This window comes from Lactococcus sp. LG1074 (genome assembly GCF_017309525.1).
In the GTDB taxonomy this organism is placed as follows: domain Bacteria; phylum Bacillota; class Bacilli; order Lactobacillales; family Streptococcaceae; genus Lactococcus; species Lactococcus petauri.
The window spans coordinates 1,608,717-1,628,573 of the sequence record NZ_CP071293.1 but is presented as its reverse complement, the minus strand read 5'-3'; the positions used below and the strand labels follow the sequence as shown (position 1 = coordinate 1,628,573).

The following is a 19,857-nucleotide window of genomic DNA, read 5'->3' as shown; positions in this document are numbered from 1 at the left end:
AGAAAAAGTTATAATAATAAAATCAATACATGGAAGTGGAGAAGAATGAAATGACTATTACTCAAGATTTCACACAAAAACTTTATGACAACTTTGCGGAAAACCCTAAATTTCGTGCTGTAGAGAATGCAGCGACGAAAAATGGGCTCCTGAATGCTTTGGAAGTTCGTAGCTCACATGCCAACAATATTCCAGAGTTTTCAATTGACCTTACCAAAGATAAAGTAACGAATCAAAAACAATCAGGTCGTTGTTGGATGTTTGCTGCTCTGAATACTTTCCGTCATAAAATGATTGGACAATTTAAGTTAGAAAACTTTGAACTGTCACAGGCTTACACTTTCTTTTGGGATAAATACGAAAAGTCAAATTGGTTTATGGAACAAATTATTAACCATGTAGATATGGACGATCGTCGCTTGAAATTTTTACTCCAAACACCACAACAAGATGGTGGACAATGGGATATGGTTGTGGCGCTTTTTGAAAAATACGGTGTTGTTCCTAAGGATATTTATCCTGAATCAGCAGCATCTTCTAATTCGCGTGAACTCAACCAGTATTTAGACAAACTGTTGCGCCAAGATGCTCAATTATTGAGAGAAGCACTGGCAAAGGGCGAAGATGTACAAGTTCTTAAAGAAGATTTGTTACAAGAAATTTTTAACTTTTTAGCAGCAACTCTTGGACTTCCTCCGCAACATTTTGAGTATGCATTCCGTGACAAAGAAAGCGCATTAGAAAAATTCTCAGGCACAGCCCAAGAATTTTATGCTCAATATGTAGATATCAAACTTGATGACTATGTTTCGGTCATTAATGCACCAACAGAAGATAAACCTTACAACAAATCATACACAGTTGAATTTCTGGGAAATGTGGTTGGAGCTCGTGATGTTAAGCACTTGAATCTTGACATGGATCGTTTCAAAAAACTCGCCATTGCACAAATGCAAGCAGGTGAAACAGTTTGGTTTGGTTGTGATGTTGGACAAGTTTCAAATCGTAAGGATGGTTTGTTGACTCTTGATGCATATGATTTTGAGACAGCGCTTGATATTCACTTTACACAGGACAAAGCCTCACGCTTAGATTATGCTGAATCTTTAATGACACATGCTATGGTTTTAACAGGTGTAGATTTGGATGAAAATGGAGCACCTACGAAATGGAAAGTTGAAAACTCTTGGGGGAAAGATGTTGGTAAGGAAGGCTATTTTGTGGCCTCTGATGCTTGGATGGATGAATATACCTACCAAATCGTAGTACGCAAAGATTTGCTCACTCCTGAAGAACTTGCAGCCTACAATGCTGAACCTCAGATCCTCTTACCTTGGGATCCTATGGGAGCTTTGGCTTAAAAGAAGAGAAGATGTCCCATATGGACATCTTTTTTGCTATAATAATATTATGGAAAATACGGATATCATATACGGCTTACACGCTGTAACAGAGTCACTCAATGCAGGAGTAGTCAATAAACTCTATGTCGAGGAAAAATTACGGGGTAAGAACGTTGAGAAAATCAAGGAACTTGCGCGTGAAAAAAAAGTAAACATCTCTTGGACACCTAAAACTGAATTAAATAAAATATCAGAAAACGGAGTTCATCAAGGTTTTGTTGCCCGTGTGGCAGAATTTGCTTATGCAGAATTGGCAACAATTTTAGCACAAGTTTCGGATAAAGAAACTGCGACAATTTTAATTTTAGATGAGCTGACAGATCCTCACAATTTAGGATCAATTGCCCGAACAGCAGATGCAACAGGAGTAGATGCGATTATTATTCCAAAACACCGCGCGGTAGGGATCACGCCAACAGCAGTAAAAGCAAGTACAGGTGCTTTGCAACATGTGCCCGTGGTACGTGTTACTAATCTTTCTCAAACGTTAGATAAACTAAAAGAAGCTGGTTTTTGGACTTTTGGAACCGACATGGACGGTACCACTTATTCTAAATGGAATACCTCGGGTAAAGTTGCCTTGGTGATTGGAAATGAAGGAAAAGGTATTGGTCAAAATCTGAAGAAACAAGTGGACGAGATGATTACTATTCCGATGGTTGGCCATGTTCAAAGTTTGAATGCAAGTGTTGCTGCCAGTATTTTGATGTACGAAATTTTTAGAAATAAGATGTAAGGGGAAAAAGATGACTTTTCGCATTGTTACTGATTCAACAGCGGATTTGAGTGAAGATTATTTACAAAAGTACGACATAGCTGTATTAGGAATGACTGTCACTATTGGTGAGCAAACCTATCCAACTATTGGCGAAAATAGCCTGAGTAATGAACACCTTCTCCGAGAAATTAAAGCAGGCAAAACTGTTCAAACATCACAAATTAATTCTGGCCAGTTTTCCGAGTTATTCAAAAAATTTATAAGCCAAAATCCAGAAGAAGAAATTGTGTATCTGGCCTTTTCATCAGGCTTATCAGGTACTTATCAATCTGCCGTTATTGCTCGAGAAATGATTCTAGAAGAATATCCGAAAGCTAAAATTACGGTAGTGGATACATTGGCCGCAGCTTCTGGAGAGGGTTTCTTGGTCCAAGAAATGGTGAATCTACGAGAATCTGGGAAGAGTTTGACAGAAGCGTTGCCTATTTTTGAAACACTTATTTTACGCCTTAAGAGTCTTTTCATGGTTGACGACTTGAATCATCTGGCACGTGGAGGACGTATTCCCAAAGCTGTTGCTATGGTTGGAACGATGGCCAACATCAAACCTCTCCTTACCGTAGATACAGAAGGCAAGTTGACACAACTGACTAAAGTACGTGGCAAGAAGAAAGCAATAAAAAGTTTAGTTGACATGACACTTGAAGAGATGGACCCGGCTTATTCACATGTAATTGTGGCCTATTCTGGGAGCGAAGCCACTGCTCAAGAAGTGAAACAACTCTTCTTGGAACAACATGTTGACAAGGTTGACATCCGTCCTCTGAGTCCAACGATTGTCACTCATACAGGTTCTGGTACTTTGGCGATTTTTTCAATTACTAAAAAAAATAGAAAATAATATAAAAAATCACAGTTGAACTCTTGTTTTACTGTGATTTTGTGTTAAAATATAGAGTGAGTGTAAACTCGATAAATTGAAAATATGAATTGTGATATGTGAGGAAAGGGGTCGCTTTTATGCTAAAAAGTGGACTTTATACGGGCGTTGACATCGGTACAAATACTATTAAAGTGTTGGTTGCGGAGTACGTCTCAGACGAAATGAATATAATTGGCGTCGGTAATGCAAAATCTGACGGTCTAAAAAACGGAATTATTGTAGATATTGAAAAGGTGGCAACAGCTTTGCGCAAGGCTGTTAACGCTGCTGAAGAACGTGCGGGGATTACGATTGACAAAATTAATGTCAGTATTCCTGCCAATCAACTCGAAATGGAAAACTGCCAAGGCATGGTTCCAATTATCGGGACTTCAAAAGAAATTACAGAAGATGATGTAATGCAAACGGTGCAAAATGCATTGATGCGTGGTGTAGTTCCTGAACGTGAAATAATTTCTGTAGAGACAACTGAGTTTACAGTTGATGATTTCACAGGAATATCTGACCCTCGTGGGATGTTTGGTGTGCGTTTAGGTATGCGTGGTATCATTTATACTGGTCCAAAAACATTAGTACACAACATTCGTAAAGTTGTGGAACGTGCTGGCTTGATTGTGGATAATCTCGTGATTGCTCCGCTGGCTATGAGTCACTATGTACTTTCAGAAGGAGAACGTGAGTTTGGTACAGTAATGATTGATCTTGGTGCAGGCCAAACAACAGTTTCCGCTGTTCGTGATCAACAGCTGAAGTTTGCACATACAAGCCCAGAAGGTGGCGATTATGTGACACGTGACATTTCTACTGTACTTAATACTTCATTGAGTGAAGCAGAAGATTTGAAACTAAATTATGGTGAAGCAAGTACTGAGCGCGCCAGTCAAGAAGAATACTTCCCGGTTGACGTTGTTGGACAAACAGACCCAGAAGAAATCACAGAATATTACCTTTCACAAATTATTGAAGCACGTTTAACACAAATTTTTAACCGTGTGAAATCAGATTTGGAAAACACACGTTCATTAGATTATCCTGGTGGAATTGTGGTCCTTGGCGGAGCTGCGGCAATGCCTGGCACAGTGAATCTTGCAACAAAAGTTATTGGGATGAATGCACGTCTTTTCGTACCAAGCGAAATGGGCTTACGTAACCCAGCTTTCGCTCAAGTAATCAGTGTTGTCAACTACGTTGGTGAACGCACAGACATTGATCGACTTGTATCACAAGCCATTGCTTCTGACAGCACATATGTTGCTCCTGTTGCGCAATATGAAGAACCTGTTCTTCCGGCAACAGATACAATGGATTATGAAGAAAATAACTTCTACCAAACAGAAGCTCCAACTCGTCCAGTTGCTCAACCAGCAGCTGAACCTGAAGAAGAAAAAGAAGGTGTTGTGGATCGTATGCGCAACATGTTCTCAAACCTTTTTGACTAAAACGACTTAATAACGGAGAAATAAAACATGGAATTTTCATTTGATACAGAAATCGCTCAAGGCGCTGTAATTAAAGTTATCGGTGTTGGTGGCGGCGGTGGTAACGCAGTTAACCGCATGATTGAAGAAGGCGTTTCTGGCGTTGACTTTATCGTAGCTAATACAGATGTACAAGCTTTGCGCAGTTCAAAAGCAGATACAGTAATTCAACTTGGTCCAAAATTGACACGAGGACTTGGTGCAGGTGCACAGCCTGAGGTTGGTCGCCGTGCCGCAGAAGAATCTGCAGAAACAATTGCCCAATCTTTTGAAGGCGCAGATATGGTCTTCATCACTGCTGGTATGGGTGGTGGAACAGGAACAGGTGCTGCTCCTGTAATCGCTCAAATCGCAAAAGAAATTGGTGCTTTGACAGTTGCAGTTGTAACTCGTCCATTTGGTTTTGAAGGCTCAAAACGTAGCTACTTTGCAACAGAAGGCATTGAAGATCTTCGTGCAAATGTAGACACATTACTTATCATCTCAAACAACAACTTGCTTGAAATCGTTGATAAGAAAACTCCTTTGACAGAGGCATTGCGTGAAGCAGATAATGTTCTCCGCCAAGGTGTTCAAGGTGTTACTGACTTGATTACAAATCCAGGTATGATTAACCTTGACTTCGCTGATGTGAAAACAGTTATGGCGAACAAAGGAGATGCCCTCATGGGTATCGGTGTTGCAACTGGTGAAGATCGTGTCATTGAAGCAACACGTAAAGCGATTTACTCACCATTGCTTGAAACAACAATTGAAGGTGCTGAAAATGTCCTCCTTAATGTTACAGGTGGTATGGATATGAGCCTTATTGAAGCTCAGGATGCTTCAGAAATTGTTATTCAAGCTGCAGGTAACGATGTGAACATCTTGTTGGGTACATCTATTGATGACTCACTCAGTGATGAAATTCGTGTTACTGTTGTAGCCACAGGTGTTTCACAAGATGCAACTGATGAATATTTAGGAACATCTACAGCTCCAGTTGTAGATGAACCACGTCGTCAACCGAACTTTCAACATACTTCGATGAAACAAGCCTCAGCGCCAACTTCACGACCAGCACAAGCTTCACAGCCGTCACAAGCCCAACAAGCTCCTACACAAAAATCAGGATCTGCTTTTGGTGATTGGGATCTTCGTCGCGATGCTTCACCGCGTCAAAACGGAAATCAAAACCGTGAAAACTCTTCGAATGTTACAAGCTTCTCAGGTATCCCATCTACAGATGAAGATATCGATACTCCACCATTTTTCCGTAAATAATGAGTATAGCAGAAAATGTTAAAAATATTTTGAACAAGGTAGATGTGGCAAAAGCTACATCTCCTTATTCAAATCAAGACGTTCAGGTGATTGCCGTAACCAAGTATGTCGATACTGCAAAAGCAGCACAAGTAGTTGAAGCAGGTATTCATCATTTAGCAGAAAATCGTACAGATTTATTTCTTGAAAAATATAAGGCTCTTGAAAACAAAGATATTACTTGGCATCTCATCGGAAATTTGCAACGCCGTAAAGTAAAAGATGTCATTAATTTAGTTGATTACTTTCATGCTTTAGATTCGGTCAAGCTTGCCAAAGAAATTGAAAAACGTGCGGAACATATGATAAAATGTTTCCTCGAAGTCAATATCTCAGGTGAAGAGACAAAACATGGATTTGCGCCAGAAGACATAGATCAAGCTTTAGCAGAAATCTCACAGTTAGATAATGTGGAAATTGTGGGCTTGATGACGATGGCGCCGATTGATGCTGATAATGAGCAGTTGGATAACATTTTCGCTTCGATGAAGCAATTGCAAATCGAAATTGCGGCTAAAGAAATTACTAATATTCCTTGTACTGAATTGAGTATGGGAATGAGCCGTGATTATACAAGAGCAATTCAACAAGGAGCGACCTTTGTTCGAATTGGTACAGCATTTTTTGAATAAAATTTGTATAGAATCTTAAGCATTGAAAACGGAGGGAAGTATGGCCTTAAAAGATCAATTTGATAAATTAAAAAAATTTTTCGAAGAGGACGACGATGAGTATGATGAACCCGTTGTAGCGGCACAAAAGCCACAACCACAACCGCAAAAGTCTTCAGCAGTAAACACAGAAAAGAAAGCCACAGGTATGAATCGTCCGGTTCAACCTCAAAGACAAGCGCAAGCAAAATCAACTGCTAAACGCCCAGCATCCTTTTCTTCAACAACAAATAACACTAAAACAACAGAGAAAAAAGTTCAAAAACCTATGATGAATCAAGCCACAACAAATGCAGGACAAGTTATTGCCATCAAAGAGCCACGTGCCTATTCTGATATTATGGAATCTGCGCGCATCGTTAAAAATGGAGAGTCGGTTTTGGTTAACTTCAAGTTTATGCCAGATAACCAAGCACGACGTTCAATTGACTTCTTGACTGGTGTTGTATTTACACTTGATGGTGATGTTCAAAATGTTGGCGGACAAATTTTCTTACTTACACCGGCGAATATCACAGTTGATGCTTCCCAAGAATTAAGTATCTTGGCAGGGCAAAACTTTGAGAACTTCGATATTTAATAAACTATGATTATATATATTTTAATTCGACTGATTGGTCTTTATACCTGGGTTTTAGTAGCTTATGCTCTGATGAGTTGGATACCAAGCCTTTATGATACAGCTGTAGGCCGTTTTATTGTCAAAATTTCAAGACCTTATCTGAGCTTATTTGAAGGTATTCCATTACGTTTTGCAGGATTAGATTTCACAATCGTGCTTGGTGTAATTGCTTTACAAGTTATTCAACAACTTCTTTTACGCTTCTTATGAGTCATGAAAATATATATCAACACTTTTATCCTGATGAAAAGCAATTTATTGATCGCGTCTTAGACTGGATGGATCGTGTGGAAAACAATTATTCTGTAGTTACTACTTATTTTCTAAATCCTAGAGAAGTTGAAATTCTCGAATCTTTAGCAAATAAGCGGGAACTTCAGATTTTTTCTACTCAGGATATTGCCCAGACCGAACTTACTAAGATTATTATTGCGCCTGAATTTTATCAGTTAGATGTCGCAGACTTTGACCTGGCGTTGTTAGAAATTTTATACGCTAAGAAATTTTGTCAACTCAAGCATTCCCAAATTTTGGGAAGTTTCTTAGGTCAAACGGGAATTCGGCGTTCAGAGCTTGGCGATATTATTTTAAGCGAAGGAAGGGCACAAGTTTTTGTTTCCAAACATCTTCTTGAAATCTTTCAGAATAATATCAAAAAAATTGGTTCTGCCACCGTACAATTTGTTGAAAAACCATTTGAAGAGCTGATAGAAACAGAAGCTGCCTCAGTAATGAAAGTAGTCTTAGTTTCGAGTATGCGTATTGACAAAATTATTGCAAGCACTTTCGAGATTTCTCGCAATCTTGCCGTAAATATGTTACAATCAAGAAAGGTAAAATTAAATTACCTTGAAATTGAAAAGAAAGATTTTACTGTCGAACAAGGAGATTTAATCAGTGTTCGTGGCCTAGGTCGTATTAAGATTCTAAGAATTTTAGGTGAAACCAAAAAAGGTAAACAGAAAATCGAATGTGAAATTACTAAGAATCATAAGAAAAGATAGAGTCTCTTGGGAGATTGGAGGTACTTATGGCATTAAATAGTTTAGATGTTCAAAATAAAACATTTAATACACAAATGCGTGGTTACAACAAACATGAAATTGAAGAATTTTTAGATATCGTTGTTCGTGATTACGATGAATTTGCACAAAAAATTAAAGATCAAGAGCGTGAGCTTAAGGCTTTACGTGAACGCGTAAAATATTTCGATGATATGAAAGATTCCTTGAATAAATCTATTGTCGTTGCACAAGATGCGGCCGACAATTTACGTGTTCAAGCACAGAGTGAATCAAACAGCATTATTGCTGAAGCTAGTCAAAAAGGTCAGCTCATTATTGAAGCCGCTAAAAAAGAAGCAGGAACAATCCTTAATCAAGCTTCGGATGATGCACGTCGCTTGGTTCGTGATACAGATGATTTGAAACGTAAAATGCGTCTTTATCACCAACGTATGACTTCAATCATTGAGGCTCAGTTGGCAAGTATTCATTCAGAAGATTGGCAAGATACTCTAGAAGCAACATCTTCACATATTACAAATCCTGAAGAAAAGCTTCAAGAAATTGTGGATATGCAGTTGAGTGATACATCTTTACAAGGAAATATCGCTAAAGATGAACCCGCTAAGGCTGAAGAAAACACTGTTGTAGAACCTACAGTTAAGGAAGAAACTGAAAAAATAGTTGAAGTTGAAGAAACTGAAATTCCACAGACTGTGAAAGAAGTTTTGGCTCCTGCTCTTGAAGAGGAAACTCAAAAAATACCCTCAGAAGAAGGGAAAGTTGCAGAAACTGAAAAAAATGAAGAAACTTCTTATCCAGTTTTTCCAGAAATGCAAACAGAAGTTCCAGAAGTAGAAGTACCTGAACATAAATAATTTAATTTTAGGACAAGAAAAGAAAAATATATTTACAGCAAGTGAGAGTTGATGGAAGTCTCATATTCCCTGTTTTTCGGATTATCACCTAAATTATTCTAAGCCCAAGTCAAGTAAGTTTAGACGCTGTACACGTTACGTACGTAAGAGTTCTCACTTTTCGTGAGAAAAATTAAGGTGGTACCACGGTCTTTCGTCCTTTTTCGAAAGACCGTTTTTTATTATCATTCTTTCCGCTTTAGCGGATTAGAATGATAATACGCAAGAAACAGAGAGTTTAGAGATACTGGTAAACAGATAAAGTTTAAAAGAAAGGTAAAAATTATGAAAATTAAAGATACATTGAATTTAGGGAAAACGGCTTTCCCGATGCGAGCAGGCTTGCCAAATAAAGAAGCTGGCTGGCAAAAAGGCTGGGAAGAAGCTAAACTTTATGAAGCACGTCAAGAACTGAATGAAGGTAAACCATCGTTTATGTTGCATGATGGACCTCCCTATGCAAATGGAAATATCCACGTTGGACATGCCCTAAATAAAATTTCGAAAGATATTATTGTACGCTATAAATCCATGTCTGGTTTCCGTGCACCATATGTACCAGGATGGGATACTCACGGTTTACCTATCGAACAACAACTTTCAAAAGCGGGTATGAACCGTAAAGAAATGGACATGTTAGACTATCTTGAGGAGTGTCGCAAATATGCGCTCAAGCAAGTAGATATGCAACGTTCAGACTTTAAGTCTTTAGGAGTTTTAGCAGATTGGGAACGTCCATATATGACACTTCTCCCAGAATATGAGGCTGCACAAATTCGTGTCTTCGGTAAAATGGCGGAAAAAGGCTATATCTACAAAGGTCAAAAACCAATTTACTGGTCTCCTTCATCAGAAAGTTCATTGGCAGAAGCGGAAATTGAATACCAAGATGTCCGTTCGGCATCAATCTTTGTGGCTTTCAAAGCAAAAGATGTTAAGGGCTTGTTACCAGAAGATGCAGAATTTGTTATCTGGACAACGACACCTTGGACATTGCCAGCAAATATGGGGATTTTTGTACATCCAGACTACGAATATTCAGTTGTAGAAGTAGGAAATCGTAAATTTGTTGTTGCTTCAGAAATGCTTAGCAAGGTGGCAGAGACTTTAGAGTGGGAAAACCCAACGGTAATTCAAACACTTAAAGGTTCTGAAATGGATATGATGACGGCTTATCACCCATTTTATAATCGTGAATCATTGATTATGAATGGGGATTATGTCACACTTGATTCTGGTACTGGACTCGTTCATAGCGCACCAGGTCATGGTGAAGATGACTACTTCTTTAGCCGTAAATATAAACTTGAAGTTCTATCACCTGTGGACAACCGTGGTTACTATACGGATGAAGCACCTGGTTTAGAAGGTATCTTCTACGATGAAGGAAACAAAATTGTAAGTAAATGGTTAGAAGAAAAAGGAGCTTTGCTGAAGCTTGACTTCTTTACACACAGTTATCCACATGATTGGCGTACGAAGAAACCCGTTATTTTCCGTGCAACACCACAATGGTTTGCATCGATTGATGACTTCCGTGAAAATATCCTAAGTGAAATTGAACAAGTGGATTGGATTATCCCTTGGGGGAAAACACGTCTCTATAATATGGTTCGTGACCGTGGAGATTGGGTCATTTCTCGTCAACGCGCTTGGGGTGTTCCACTGCCAATCTTCTATGCGGAAAATGGAGAGGCAATCATTACGCCGGAAACAACAGAACATGTTGCCCAGCTTTTTGCGGAACACGGTTCAAAAGTTTGGGTTGAACGTGAAGCTAAAGAGTTGTTACCAGAAGGCTTCACTCATCCTGGTTCTCCAAACGGTAAATTCACAAAAGAAAAAGACATCATGGATGTCTGGTTTGATTCAGGTTCATCATGGAATGGTGTTCTGAACGAACGCGATTACCTATCTTACCCTGCCGATCTTTATCTTGAAGGTTCAGATCAATATCGTGGTTGGTTTAACTCATCAATCACAACTTCAGTTGCTGTTAACGGTGTTTCTCCATACAAAGCAGTTCTGTCACAAGGTTTTGTTCTTGATGGAAAAGGACGTAAAATGTCTAAATCTATTGGTAATACAATTTTACCTTCAGATGTGACAGGAAAATTAGGGGCAGATATTCTTCGTCTCTGGGTAGCTTCTGTCGATACTGAAGCCGATGTTCGTGTTTCTATGGAGATCCTTAATCAAGTTTCAGAAGTTTATCGTAAAATCCGTAACACAATGCGTTTCCTAATCGCAAATACTACCGATTTTGATAAAAACACAAATGCGGTTTCTTATGAAAACTTACGTAGTGTTGATAAATATATGCTTGTCAAATTCAATACACTAGTAGAATCAGTACGTGAAGCTTATGATTCATACAATTTCATGAGTGTTTATAAGCAAGTGATTAACTTCTTGACCAATGATTTGTCTGCTTTCTATCTTGATTTTGCTAAGGATGTGGTATACATCGAGGCAGTCAATGCTGCAGATCGTCGTTCAATGCAAACCGTGATGTATACAATGCTTGCAGATTTGACAAAACTTTTAGTTCCGATTCTGCCGCACACAGCAGAAGAAATCTGGTCATACCTTGAAGCAGAAACGGAAGAGTTCGCTTATCTTGCTGAAATGCCTGAAGTTAAAGACTTCACTGGCTCAGAAGAGTTACTCGGTGAATGGGAAGCATTCCTTGATTTCCGAAATAAAGTACTTAAAGCGCTTGAAGAAGCACGAGAAGCAAAATTAATCGGTAAATCACTTGAAGCAAAAGTTACTGTATATCCTAATGAAGTGGTTTCAAGTCTTCTTGTAAGTCTTGATGAAAATGTTGCTCAACTTCTCATTGTTTCAGAATTCTCTGTATCAAATGAGGGAGCACCAGAAGAAGCTGTTAAATTTGATGATGTAGCTATTCTTGTGGAACAAGCAGCAGGTCAAGTATGTGACCGTTGTCGCCGTACAGATGTGACCGTTGGGACTGATGAAAATGAACATTTACATGCCCTTTGCTCAAGCTGTGCTACCATTGTAAAAAATGAATTTCCTCAAGTATTAACTGATGGGTTTGAATAAAATAAAAAGCTTGGATATCCAAGCTTTTTATAATATAAAAAACTGCTTCAAGCAGTTTTTAAAATGCAGACAGAGCCATAGCTAGGGAGCTAAAGACAATAAGTAGCAGCATCGCAACGACAACAACCATCGTCACTTTTTGAAAAGTAGATTTTTGTTTCTTTTTGTAAGCCATAGTTTCCTCAATATTTATTATTCTCAGTTCTATTCTAGCAATAAATTAGTAAAATGTCACACTATTTACCAGAATTGTCCGTTTCAGATTTTGAAGACTCTTTTGGTTCTAAGAATTTTGCAAATGGATCTTCTTGCTTCTCAGTTTTCGCTGTTGCTTTATCAGTGTCTAAATTACCGGTTGAGACGCCTAAATCATCCATCATTTTATCGAAATCATCACGTTTTCTAAAAGTTAATCCCATATCGATATTACTCCTTATCATTTTTTATATATTTTACTACGAAAAGTCAAAAAAAGCCAGATAAATAGCAATAAAGTTTGCATTTAAAGCGAAAATCCAGTATAATGTTATGGAACGGTAGTTTGTGTAAAGCACTGCTACCTATAAAAAATATATTTTTTCTCAAAGGAGACATTTTAAAATGGCTAAAGAAGTTTACGACCGTAGCAAACCGCACGTAAATATTGGTACTATCGGACACGTTGACCATGGTAAAACTACCCTCTCAGCTGCAATCTCTAAAGTATTGTCTGACAAAGGTTACTCTAAAGCGACTGATTTCGCATCTATCGATGCTGCGCCAGAAGAACGCGAACGTGGTATCACTATCAACACTGCTCACATCGAGTACGAAACTGATAAACGTCACTATGCCCACATCGACGCCCCAGGTCACGCGGACTACGTTAAAAACATGATCACTGGTGCTGCCCAAATGGACGGCGCGATCCTCGTAGTTGCTGCAACTGACGGACCAATGCCACAAACACGTGAACACATCTTGCTTTCACGTCAAGTTGGTGTTAAATACCTTATCGTATTCCTTAACAAAGCTGACCTCGTTGATGACGAAGAACTTATGGAACTTGTTGAAATGGAAGTACGTGACCTCTTGTCAGAATACGACTTCCCAGGTGACGATACTCCAGTAATCGCTGGTTCAGCTCTTGGTGCTTTGAACGGTGAACCTCAATGGGTTGCTAAAGTTGAAGAACTTATGGACATCGTTGACGAATATATCCCAACTCCAGAACGTGACACTGACAAACCATTGTTGCTTCCAGTCGAAGACGTATTCTCAATCACTGGTCGTGGTACAGTTGCTTCAGGTCGTATCGAACGTGGTACTGTTAAAGTCAACGACGAAATCGAAATCGTTGGTATCAAAGAAGACACTAAAAAAGCTGTCGTTACTGGTATCGAAATGTTCCGTAAAACACTTGATGAAGGTCTTGCCGGCGATAACGTTGGTGTACTTCTCCGTGGTGTTCAACGTGACGAAATCGAACGTGGTCAAGTTATCGCTAAACCAGGTTCAATCACTCCACATACTAAATTCGAAGGTGAAGTTTACGTATTGAGCAAAGAAGAAGGTGGACGTCACACTCCATTCTTCGACAACTACCGTCCTCAATTCTACTTCCACACAACTGACGTTACTGGTTCAGTTAAACTTCCAGAAGGTACTGAAATGGTAATGCCTGGTGATAACGTTCACATCGATGTTGAACTTATCCACCCAGTTGCCATCGAACAAGGAACTACTTTCTCTATCCGTGAAGGTGGACGTACTGTTGGTTCAGGTATCGTAGCTGAAATCAAAGCATAATTCGTTAAGAATTATTGAAGTGAACTCACTTCCTAAAAAACCTCACATTTTGTGAGGTTTTTTTGATGAATAGGTTTGAGATTAGAAAATAAAAAAGCTCCCATTTGGGAGTTTTTTTAGACTTCATTTTTAATAAAGATTTCACGATCAACAAAAGTATCCATTTGGAAATAAAATTTTTCTTGGATAATTTCGCTAGCATTTTTAAAGATATTCACATTACGTAATCCAGATTTATCAGTAACTGATAGTTTAAAACCTGTTAAATCAGGATTAATAATAATTTTAAGGAGAAAACCTTGACCCGAATTTGGAACTTCTTCAAGTATACGTTTAAATTCAAAGTTTCCAATATTATTTTGAGAAAAAGTTGTGTCTTTGAGAGTAAATTTCTTAACTTTTGGTGATAATGTGTAGCTGTATTTGCAGCCCTCAAGTTTTTTTTCAGTAATAAAAGCCATCTTTTATAGTGCCCTTTCTTTTAGTGTTTGAACAAAATTGTGAATTTCTTCTTCAGTATTGAGTTCTGAAAAAGAAACACGAATATTTTCTTTAAGTTTTTGTGATTCACTACCATATACAGCTTCGAGAACATGGGAAGGATCAACTGTTCCAGCGGTGCAGGCTGAACCAGTTGAAATTGCCACACCAGCAAGATCAAGTTTTGCGAGTAATAAATCATGATTTTTCCCTGGGAACCCGATATTTACAACATGTGGCATACTCGGACCAAATTCGTGTGTATAATACTCAATATCTGCAAGATCGTCTAGAAGTGAAGCTTTCAGTTTTTCAACATGGGCATAATTAGCACTCATGTTATCTGTTGCAATTTGTAGTGCTTTTGCCATACCCAAAAGAGAATGAAGATTTTCTGTACCTGCACGTCGTTTTTCTTCTTGTTCGCCGCCGTGTATAATACTGTCAAATTTTAGTCCGGAACGATGATAAAGAAAGCCAACACCTTTTGGACCATGGAATTTGTGAGCACTAGCTGATAGAAAATCTATTTTTAGCTCCTCAGGATGTACGGGGATTTTCCCCATTGTTTGTACTGAATCAACATGAAAAACAGCTTGATGATTTTCTAAAAGTTGCCCCACTTCTTTGATGGGAAGTAGTTGCCCAGTTTCATTATTGGCCATCATCATTGAAACAAGAATTGTCTCTTCCCGCAATTCATTTTCAATCAATTGGGCGGGGAAAGAGCCATCAGTTTTGGGTTGAACAAAAGTAACATCAAAGCCATGACGTGTTTTCAAGTAGTCAAGGGCATTAAGTACTGATGGATGCTCTAAGGCAGTGGTGATAATATGATTACCATTTTGACGGTTGGCTAAAGCGTAACCGACCAAAGCGGTGGAGTTGGATTCACTTCCGCCGGAAGTAAAAGTAATTGTTCCAGGTGAAACTTGAAGTGCCTTAGCTACTGTTTCTCGTGCCTGACGTACGAGTTGGCTCGCTTGGCGACCAAAAGTGTGCGTACTGGACGGATTGCCAAAATTGTTAGCAAGAACTTCCGTCATGACATCAACAACTTCAGGAAGTATCGGTGTTGTTGCGGCATTATCTAGATATATAATTGTTCTTTCCTCTCTTTCGAGTTTCTATTAAAAGTCTTATTTCAAGGACATGTAAGCTTCTATTAACTTAACCTTTTAATAAATGTGTGTATTTCATTTATGTACTCTATACGAAAGCTTAATGATAATCGTAAGTTTCCATTATCTCTATATTACCATGTTTTATATTTTTTTTCTGAAATTCGAACGCTTCCGCTAATTTTTTAGATAAATGAAGTTATGAGAGGAGAAAGAAGTGACTAAAGTAAGTACAGGTTATGAAAAAAGCCACCTAGGCAGAGAGGTGACCTTTGAAAGATGTATTAATTATATTATTGTGATCTGCCTATACCAATTATAACACTGACAAAGGCTAAAGTATAATTTTTTAAACGAAGTGGAACAATCTAATAATGAAGGATATAATAAATTTAAGCTGGTAAACAGTCTTATAGGAAAGGAAGAGCAGACAAATGGAATATAACTTATTAGGTATCTCGGCATTAATTGTAATTATTTTAGGATTAACATGGCTCAAGGATGGCGAAAAAATGGATCCGCCTTTGAAGAAAAGAATAGTGATTGATGTTGTAACGATAGCAATCTTTTGGGGTGTTTTCGAGTTTTACAAGTTTTCAAATGTAAAAATGTACAACCATGAAATAGAATTTGTTATCAATAGTTCTTTACTTTTTTTCTTTGCACGAATGCTTCAACTCATTTGTCAAATCAATCCATTATTTCAAGAACTCTTTCTCTATCTCAAATCAAAAGGATTTACTCTTGAGGACAAAAAAATAAAGGAAGAAAATTATAAAGAAAAGAATGATAAAAAAAGAGATAGCTAACCATTTCTAGCTCTGTTAACAAAAGGTAACGTTATTGATAAGCAAATATGATATATTGGATATGGCAAATCAAAATATCGATAAAAATTTCCTGAATATGAAGTCTCGTTTTGCCAACGTGGCTTTTTTTCATATAAAAAAACCAGCTAAAAGCTGGTGCTGAATGAACTTAAATATTGTTCAGAATAGACTTTAGTCTTGATTTTTATCAAATTTGAAGAGCGGAGATACAGGACGTCCTTCATGAATACGAAGAATTGCATCTGCCATGTGTTTATCGACACTAAGGTATTTTACATTGTTAGGTTTACGATTTTTAGTAGCTACCGAGTCTGTGACGAGAACTTCACAAATTCCAGACTTTTCAAGTAAGTCAGCTGCCGTTTTAGTGAAGAGACCGTGACTTGCTACGGCATAAACATCTCCAGCACCTGCTTCGCGCACGACAGAAGCAGCATTTGAGAATGTTACACCTGAGTTGAGGATATCATCAATAAGAATAACTTTTTTCCCTTCAACATTACCGATGATATAACCATTTTCACGTTTTGCATCGTCATCTTCATAGTCAACGATGGCAATAGGAGCTTCTAAATATTCCGCAAGACTACGCGCGCGTTTGATACCTGAGTTTTTAGGTGCAACAACGACAACGTCATCGCCAGACAACCCTTTATTCATGTAGTACTCAGCAAAAAGCGGTACAGTAAAGAGATTATCGACAGGAATATCAAAGAAACCTTGAACTTGAACTGCATGGATGTCTAAAGTGAGTACACGATCTGCTCCAGCTTTGACGAGCATATCAGCTACAAGCTTAGCTGTGATTGGTTCACGGCTTGAAGCAGTTCGGTCTTGACGCGCATAACCAAAGTATGGCATAACGATATTGACTGAATGTGCAGATGCACGGACGCAAGCATCAATCATAATCAACAATTCCCAAATGTTGTCATTGACTGGCCAACTTGTTGACTGGATAATATAAACATCATGATTACGAACACTTTCTTCCATGTTAATCATGATTTCTCCGTCAGAAAATTGTTTTGAAGTTACTTTCCCCAAAGGAACATCCATAATTTTGCTAATTTTTTCAGCTAATTCAGGATTCGAGTTCAGTGAAAAAAGTTTAAGTTGTGCGTCAGAATAAGTCACAGTTTTTCTCCTATAATATTATGATATGTCTATTCTATCAAATTTGAGGGGGATTTCATAGCGCTATTTACGTGAAAGGTTTCACGTTATATATGTAAGGGTTAAAATAAAAAAATTTTTAATGGAAGATGTTTGATATTTAGAGTTGTCTCATTATCTTATATATCCTCTGTAGTAAGCCAAGTGTTTTAGTTACCGAAGTTAAGTGTGGACATGGTAAAATAAGAGGAATGTTATGTCTCAAGATGAGATAAATAAAAATAATACAAGAACAGCGGCAAGTATGGAAAGAGGGTAACTTCTTAGCAGCACTTAAATGACTGTGAGGGACCAGACTAAGTCATATTTGTGGGTGACACTGTTAGCAAGGGCCTTGGTTTCAAAAATAAGGGCTTTACATGATGAGAGCTTTTTTTAGTGAGGGAGAACAAATGAAAAAGAAAACACTAACGATAATTGGTTTGCTGTTTATGGTGGTTAGTCTATCAGCATGTACAAAAAATAAACACGTGACTCAGGAAGCAAACTCATCTAAAGTTGAAATTACGACACCACAAGGTGAGAGAGTAAAAATTCCCAACAATATTCAGAGAGTTGTGTCACTCTCACCTGCGGTGACACAAGTGATTAACGATCTGGGGCAAAAAGATAAACTCATTGCTGTAGATACGCAAAGCCCCAAGTATGTTAAGGGTTTGGAAAATGTGCAGCAGACAGACCTTATGAACTTGGATCTTGAAAAAATAATGGCGCTCCAGCCAGAACTTTTATTTGTGAGTGATTTGACCCTGTTCCAATCGGAAGATAAAATTAAGAAGCTACAAGATAAAGGAACGAGTGTTGTCGTCCTACCTACTGAAAAGAACTTTAAAGAAATTGAAAACAATATTCGTCTCGTGGCGACAGCTTTAAACCAAAAAGAAAAAGGAGAACAACTTACTGGTCAGATGGAGAAGGATATCTCTGCTTTTAAAGAACAAGCTGCAAAAATAAATCATAAGAAAAGGATTCTGTTTGAAATCGCGGCTTCCCCAGAAATTTATAGTATGGGAAAGGACACTTATATCAATGAAATGATTGAAACAATTGGAGCTGAGAATGTGATGGCCAAAGAAACAGGAGCCATCAAAGTTTCAGAAGAGGCAGCAATTATGGCTAATCCAGATGTAATATTAACAAATGTTGAATATGTTCCGGATCCTATTAATGACATTTTAAAATTGAAAGGTTGGGAAGAAGTGAAGGCAGTAAAAAATAAAGCCGTTTATTCTATTGATAACGAAAGAAGCTCGCTTCCTAATCAACATGTAATAAAAGCAATGACAGAAATGGCAAAAGCGGTATATCCTGATGTATTCAAAAACTTCAAATAAGAATAGAATAAGCATTATTGTGATGCTTTTGGCCCTATCTTTACTGGCAATGCTTTTAAGCCTTCAAATAGGAAGTGCTCCGATATCAGTCGGTGATTTAATGAATATGATATTGGGCAGAGGGAAAGATTCTGCTCCTCTTTTGCAAAGTATTCTTCTTGAAGTTCGCATGCCTCGGATTTTGCTCAGCTTTCTTGTCGGCTTAGCCTTGGGTGCTAGTGGAACAGTGATGCAATCACTTTTACAAAATCCTTTAGCCTCTTCCTATACCTTAGGCGTATCATCAGGTGCTTCATTAGGCGCTTCGACTGTGATGTTACTCGGTATTAATTTTATGAGCACTTCGATTTCGATGAGCCTTGCGGGCTTTGCTTTTGGACTTGTAACTGTTTTTATCGTTTTACTCTTTGCTCAACAATTTTCCCAATCATTAGATAATCAAACTATCATTTTGGTGGGAATGGTATTTTCTTTGTTTGTTAATTCTTTTTTAACTTTAATGATGACCTTTTCGCCGGATTATATGCAACGTATCATTTTCTGGCAATTGGGGAGTTTTTCAGGAGCTTCATGGGAAAACGTACAGCTCCTCACTTTACTCTTTGTCTTTAGTTTCGTCTGCTTACTTTACTTTCACCGAGAAATGGATATTTTGAGTTTTGGTGATACCTTTGCTTTGAGTCAAGGAGTAGAAGTCAAACGGACGAAAGTTATTTTAATTAGCTTATCGACTTTGCTCACAGGAGCCAGCGTAGCAATGACGGGAGTGATTGGTTTTGTCGATTTGATTGCACCTCATATCGCTCGTCGTTTGTTTGGTGCGACACATAAGTGGGTTCTTCCAAGCTCAGCACTTATAGGCGGCCTGCTCTGTGTTCTTGCAGATACTGTAGCAAGAAGTGTTTTCCAAACAAGAGAATTACCAATTGGAGCAGTAACAGCCCTCATTGGTGCGCCATTTTTCTGCTATATTTTCTTTAGAAAAGGACAAGTATGAG

Annotated in this window: 20 protein-coding genes; 15 read left to right on the top strand and 5 right to left on the bottom strand. The window is 38.2% G+C overall.

The window, feature by feature from the left end:
• Window positions 1–50: 50 nt before the first annotated feature.
• The 11 genes from pepC (at window position 51) to ileS (ending at window position 12,130) form a co-directional block, all read left to right on the top strand.
• Window positions 51–1,361, top strand: coding sequence for an aminopeptidase C (gene pepC, locus J0J36_RS08150; RefSeq protein ID WP_017370563.1), 1,311 nt, complete (start codon window positions 51–53; stop codon window positions 1,359–1,361).
• A gap of 49 nt (window positions 1,362–1,410) precedes the next feature.
• On the top strand, window positions 1,411–2,139 hold the full coding sequence (gene rlmB, locus J0J36_RS08145; protein WP_017370564.1) for a 23S rRNA (guanosine(2251)-2'-O)-methyltransferase RlmB: 729 nt from the start codon (window positions 1,411–1,413) through the stop codon (window positions 2,137–2,139).
• A 10-nt stretch (window positions 2,140–2,149) separates the two neighbouring features.
• Window positions 2,150–3,022 carry a DegV family protein gene (locus J0J36_RS08140; protein ID WP_153925342.1) on the top strand — a complete coding sequence of 291 codons (873 nt, stop codon included), beginning with the start codon at window positions 2,150–2,152 and terminating at the stop codon, window positions 3,020–3,022.
• A gap of 119 nt (window positions 3,023–3,141) precedes the next feature.
• Window positions 3,142–4,503 (top strand): cell division protein FtsA, encoded by a 1,362-nt coding sequence (ftsA, locus tag J0J36_RS08135; protein ID WP_017370566.1) that lies wholly within the window; start codon window positions 3,142–3,144, stop codon window positions 4,501–4,503.
• Between the two features lie 27 nt (window positions 4,504–4,530).
• Complete coding sequence (gene ftsZ, locus J0J36_RS08130) at window positions 4,531–5,805, top strand: cell division protein FtsZ (protein WP_017370567.1); 1,275 nt, start codon at window positions 4,531–4,533, stop codon at window positions 5,803–5,805.
• Window positions 5,805–6,476: a YggS family pyridoxal phosphate-dependent enzyme gene (locus tag J0J36_RS08125; protein ID WP_017370568.1), complete on the top strand. Its 672-nt coding sequence runs from the start codon at window positions 5,805–5,807 to the stop codon at window positions 6,474–6,476. The genes ftsZ and J0J36_RS08125 overlap by 1 nt, the downstream gene beginning before the upstream one ends.
• Window positions 6,477–6,516: 40 nt before the next feature.
• A complete protein-coding gene (locus J0J36_RS08120) occupies window positions 6,517–7,095 on the top strand; it encodes a cell division protein SepF (RefSeq protein WP_017370569.1) in 579 nt (192 codons plus the stop codon).
• A 6-nt stretch (window positions 7,096–7,101) separates the two neighbouring features.
• The gene (locus J0J36_RS08115) at window positions 7,102–7,347 is read left to right on the top strand and encodes a YggT family protein (protein ID WP_003133468.1); all 246 of its coding nucleotides are present in this window, start codon (window positions 7,102–7,104) and stop codon (window positions 7,345–7,347) included.
• Window positions 7,344–8,141 (top strand): RNA-binding protein, encoded by a 798-nt coding sequence (locus tag J0J36_RS08110; protein ID WP_153925339.1) that lies wholly within the window; start codon window positions 7,344–7,346, stop codon window positions 8,139–8,141. Before J0J36_RS08115 ends, J0J36_RS08110 begins: the two co-directional genes overlap by 4 nt.
• 26 nt (window positions 8,142–8,167) lie before the next feature.
• Entirely contained in the window at window positions 8,168–9,019 is an 852-nt protein-coding gene (locus J0J36_RS08105) for a DivIVA domain-containing protein (RefSeq protein ID WP_019335361.1), read from the top strand.
• Between the two features lie 324 nt (window positions 9,020–9,343).
• Window positions 9,344–12,130, top strand: coding sequence for an isoleucine--tRNA ligase (ileS, locus tag J0J36_RS08100; protein WP_017370572.1), 2,787 nt, complete (start codon window positions 9,344–9,346; stop codon window positions 12,128–12,130).
• A gap of 58 nt (window positions 12,131–12,188) precedes the next feature.
• On the opposite strand, the gene J0J36_RS08095 is transcribed toward ileS, so the two are convergent.
• Together J0J36_RS08095 and J0J36_RS08090 are read right to left on the bottom strand one after the other, a co-directional pair.
• Entirely contained in the window at window positions 12,189–12,305 is a 117-nt protein-coding gene (locus J0J36_RS08095) for a DUF4044 domain-containing protein (protein ID WP_004259413.1), read from the bottom strand.
• A gap of 61 nt (window positions 12,306–12,366) precedes the next feature.
• Entirely contained in the window at window positions 12,367–12,549 is a 183-nt protein-coding gene (locus tag J0J36_RS08090) for an SPJ_0845 family protein (RefSeq protein WP_017370573.1), read from the bottom strand.
• A 181-nt stretch (window positions 12,550–12,730) separates the two neighbouring features.
• Between J0J36_RS08090 and tuf the strand changes: the two genes are divergently transcribed.
• Window positions 12,731–13,918: an elongation factor Tu gene (tuf, locus tag J0J36_RS08085; RefSeq protein WP_003133474.1), complete on the top strand. Its 1,188-nt coding sequence runs from the start codon at window positions 12,731–12,733 to the stop codon at window positions 13,916–13,918.
• 116 nt (window positions 13,919–14,034) lie between these two features.
• Here tuf and J0J36_RS08080 read toward each other — a convergent pair whose 3' ends face one another.
• Complete coding sequence (locus J0J36_RS08080; protein WP_017370574.1) at window positions 14,035–14,379, bottom strand: DUF1831 domain-containing protein; 345 nt, start codon at window positions 14,377–14,379, stop codon at window positions 14,035–14,037.
• Window positions 14,380–14,382: 3 nt separating this feature from the next.
• Window positions 14,383–15,501, bottom strand: a complete 1,119-nt coding sequence (locus J0J36_RS08075) for a cysteine desulfurase family protein (RefSeq protein WP_026063896.1) — start codon at window positions 15,499–15,501, stop codon at window positions 14,383–14,385.
• Between the two features lie 452 nt (window positions 15,502–15,953).
• Here J0J36_RS08075 and J0J36_RS08070 point away from each other — a divergent pair, with 452 nt between their 5' ends.
• Complete coding sequence (locus J0J36_RS08070) at window positions 15,954–16,328, top strand: hypothetical protein (protein WP_017370576.1); 375 nt, start codon at window positions 15,954–15,956, stop codon at window positions 16,326–16,328.
• Window positions 16,329–16,520: 192 nt separating this feature from the next.
• Here J0J36_RS08070 and J0J36_RS08065 read toward each other — a convergent pair whose 3' ends face one another.
• Window positions 16,521–17,486 (bottom strand): ribose-phosphate diphosphokinase, encoded by a 966-nt coding sequence (locus tag J0J36_RS08065; RefSeq protein WP_017370577.1) that lies wholly within the window; start codon window positions 17,484–17,486, stop codon window positions 16,521–16,523.
• Window positions 17,487–17,917: 431 nt separating this feature from the next.
• Between J0J36_RS08065 and J0J36_RS08060 the strand changes: the two genes are divergently transcribed.
• Window positions 17,918–18,859 carry an ABC transporter substrate-binding protein gene (locus J0J36_RS08060; RefSeq protein ID WP_017370578.1) on the top strand — a complete coding sequence of 314 codons (942 nt, stop codon included), beginning with the start codon at window positions 17,918–17,920 and terminating at the stop codon, window positions 18,857–18,859.
• Window positions 18,837–19,856, top strand: a complete 1,020-nt coding sequence (locus J0J36_RS08055; protein ID WP_019292447.1) for an iron ABC transporter permease — start codon at window positions 18,837–18,839, stop codon at window positions 19,854–19,856. Before J0J36_RS08060 ends, J0J36_RS08055 begins: the two co-directional genes overlap by 23 nt.
• Window position 19,857 lies beyond the last annotated feature (1 nt).

Bases quoted from the DNA above. Each gene is read 5' to 3' on its own strand.
- J0J36_RS08060 (WP_017370578.1), top strand. From the start codon at position 17,918: ATGAAAAAGAAAACACTAACGATAATTGGTTTGCTGTTTATGGTGGTT.
- J0J36_RS08095 (WP_004259413.1), bottom strand. From the start codon at position 12,305: ATGGCTTACAAAAAGAAACAAAAATCTACTTTTCAAAAAGTGACGATG.
- rlmB (WP_017370564.1), top strand. From the start codon at position 1,411: ATGGAAAATACGGATATCATATACGGCTTACACGCTGTAACAGAGTCA.
- J0J36_RS08115 (WP_003133468.1), top strand. From the start codon at position 7,102: ATGATTATATATATTTTAATTCGACTGATTGGTCTTTATACCTGGGTT.
- J0J36_RS08125 (WP_017370568.1), top strand. From the start codon at position 5,805: ATGAGTATAGCAGAAAATGTTAAAAATATTTTGAACAAGGTAGATGTG.
- J0J36_RS08105 (WP_019335361.1), top strand. From the start codon at position 8,168: ATGGCATTAAATAGTTTAGATGTTCAAAATAAAACATTTAATACACAA.
- J0J36_RS08070 (WP_017370576.1), top strand. From the start codon at position 15,954: ATGGAATATAACTTATTAGGTATCTCGGCATTAATTGTAATTATTTTA.
- ftsZ (WP_017370567.1), top strand. From the start codon at position 4,531: ATGGAATTTTCATTTGATACAGAAATCGCTCAAGGCGCTGTAATTAAA.
- tuf (WP_003133474.1), top strand. From the start codon at position 12,731: ATGGCTAAAGAAGTTTACGACCGTAGCAAACCGCACGTAAATATTGGT.
- ileS (WP_017370572.1), top strand. From the start codon at position 9,344: ATGAAAATTAAAGATACATTGAATTTAGGGAAAACGGCTTTCCCGATG.
- J0J36_RS08140 (WP_153925342.1), top strand. From the start codon at position 2,150: ATGACTTTTCGCATTGTTACTGATTCAACAGCGGATTTGAGTGAAGAT.
- J0J36_RS08080 (WP_017370574.1), bottom strand. From the start codon at position 14,379: ATGGCTTTTATTACTGAAAAAAAACTTGAGGGCTGCAAATACAGCTAC.
- J0J36_RS08120 (WP_017370569.1), top strand. From the start codon at position 6,517: ATGGCCTTAAAAGATCAATTTGATAAATTAAAAAAATTTTTCGAAGAG.
- pepC (WP_017370563.1), top strand. From the start codon at position 51: ATGACTATTACTCAAGATTTCACACAAAAACTTTATGACAACTTTGCG.
- J0J36_RS08055 (WP_019292447.1), top strand. From the start codon at position 18,837: ATGTATTCAAAAACTTCAAATAAGAATAGAATAAGCATTATTGTGATG.
- J0J36_RS08090 (WP_017370573.1), bottom strand. From the start codon at position 12,549: ATGGGATTAACTTTTAGAAAACGTGATGATTTCGATAAAATGATGGAT.
- J0J36_RS08110 (WP_153925339.1), top strand. From the start codon at position 7,344: ATGAGTCATGAAAATATATATCAACACTTTTATCCTGATGAAAAGCAA.
- ftsA (WP_017370566.1), top strand. From the start codon at position 3,142: ATGCTAAAAAGTGGACTTTATACGGGCGTTGACATCGGTACAAATACT.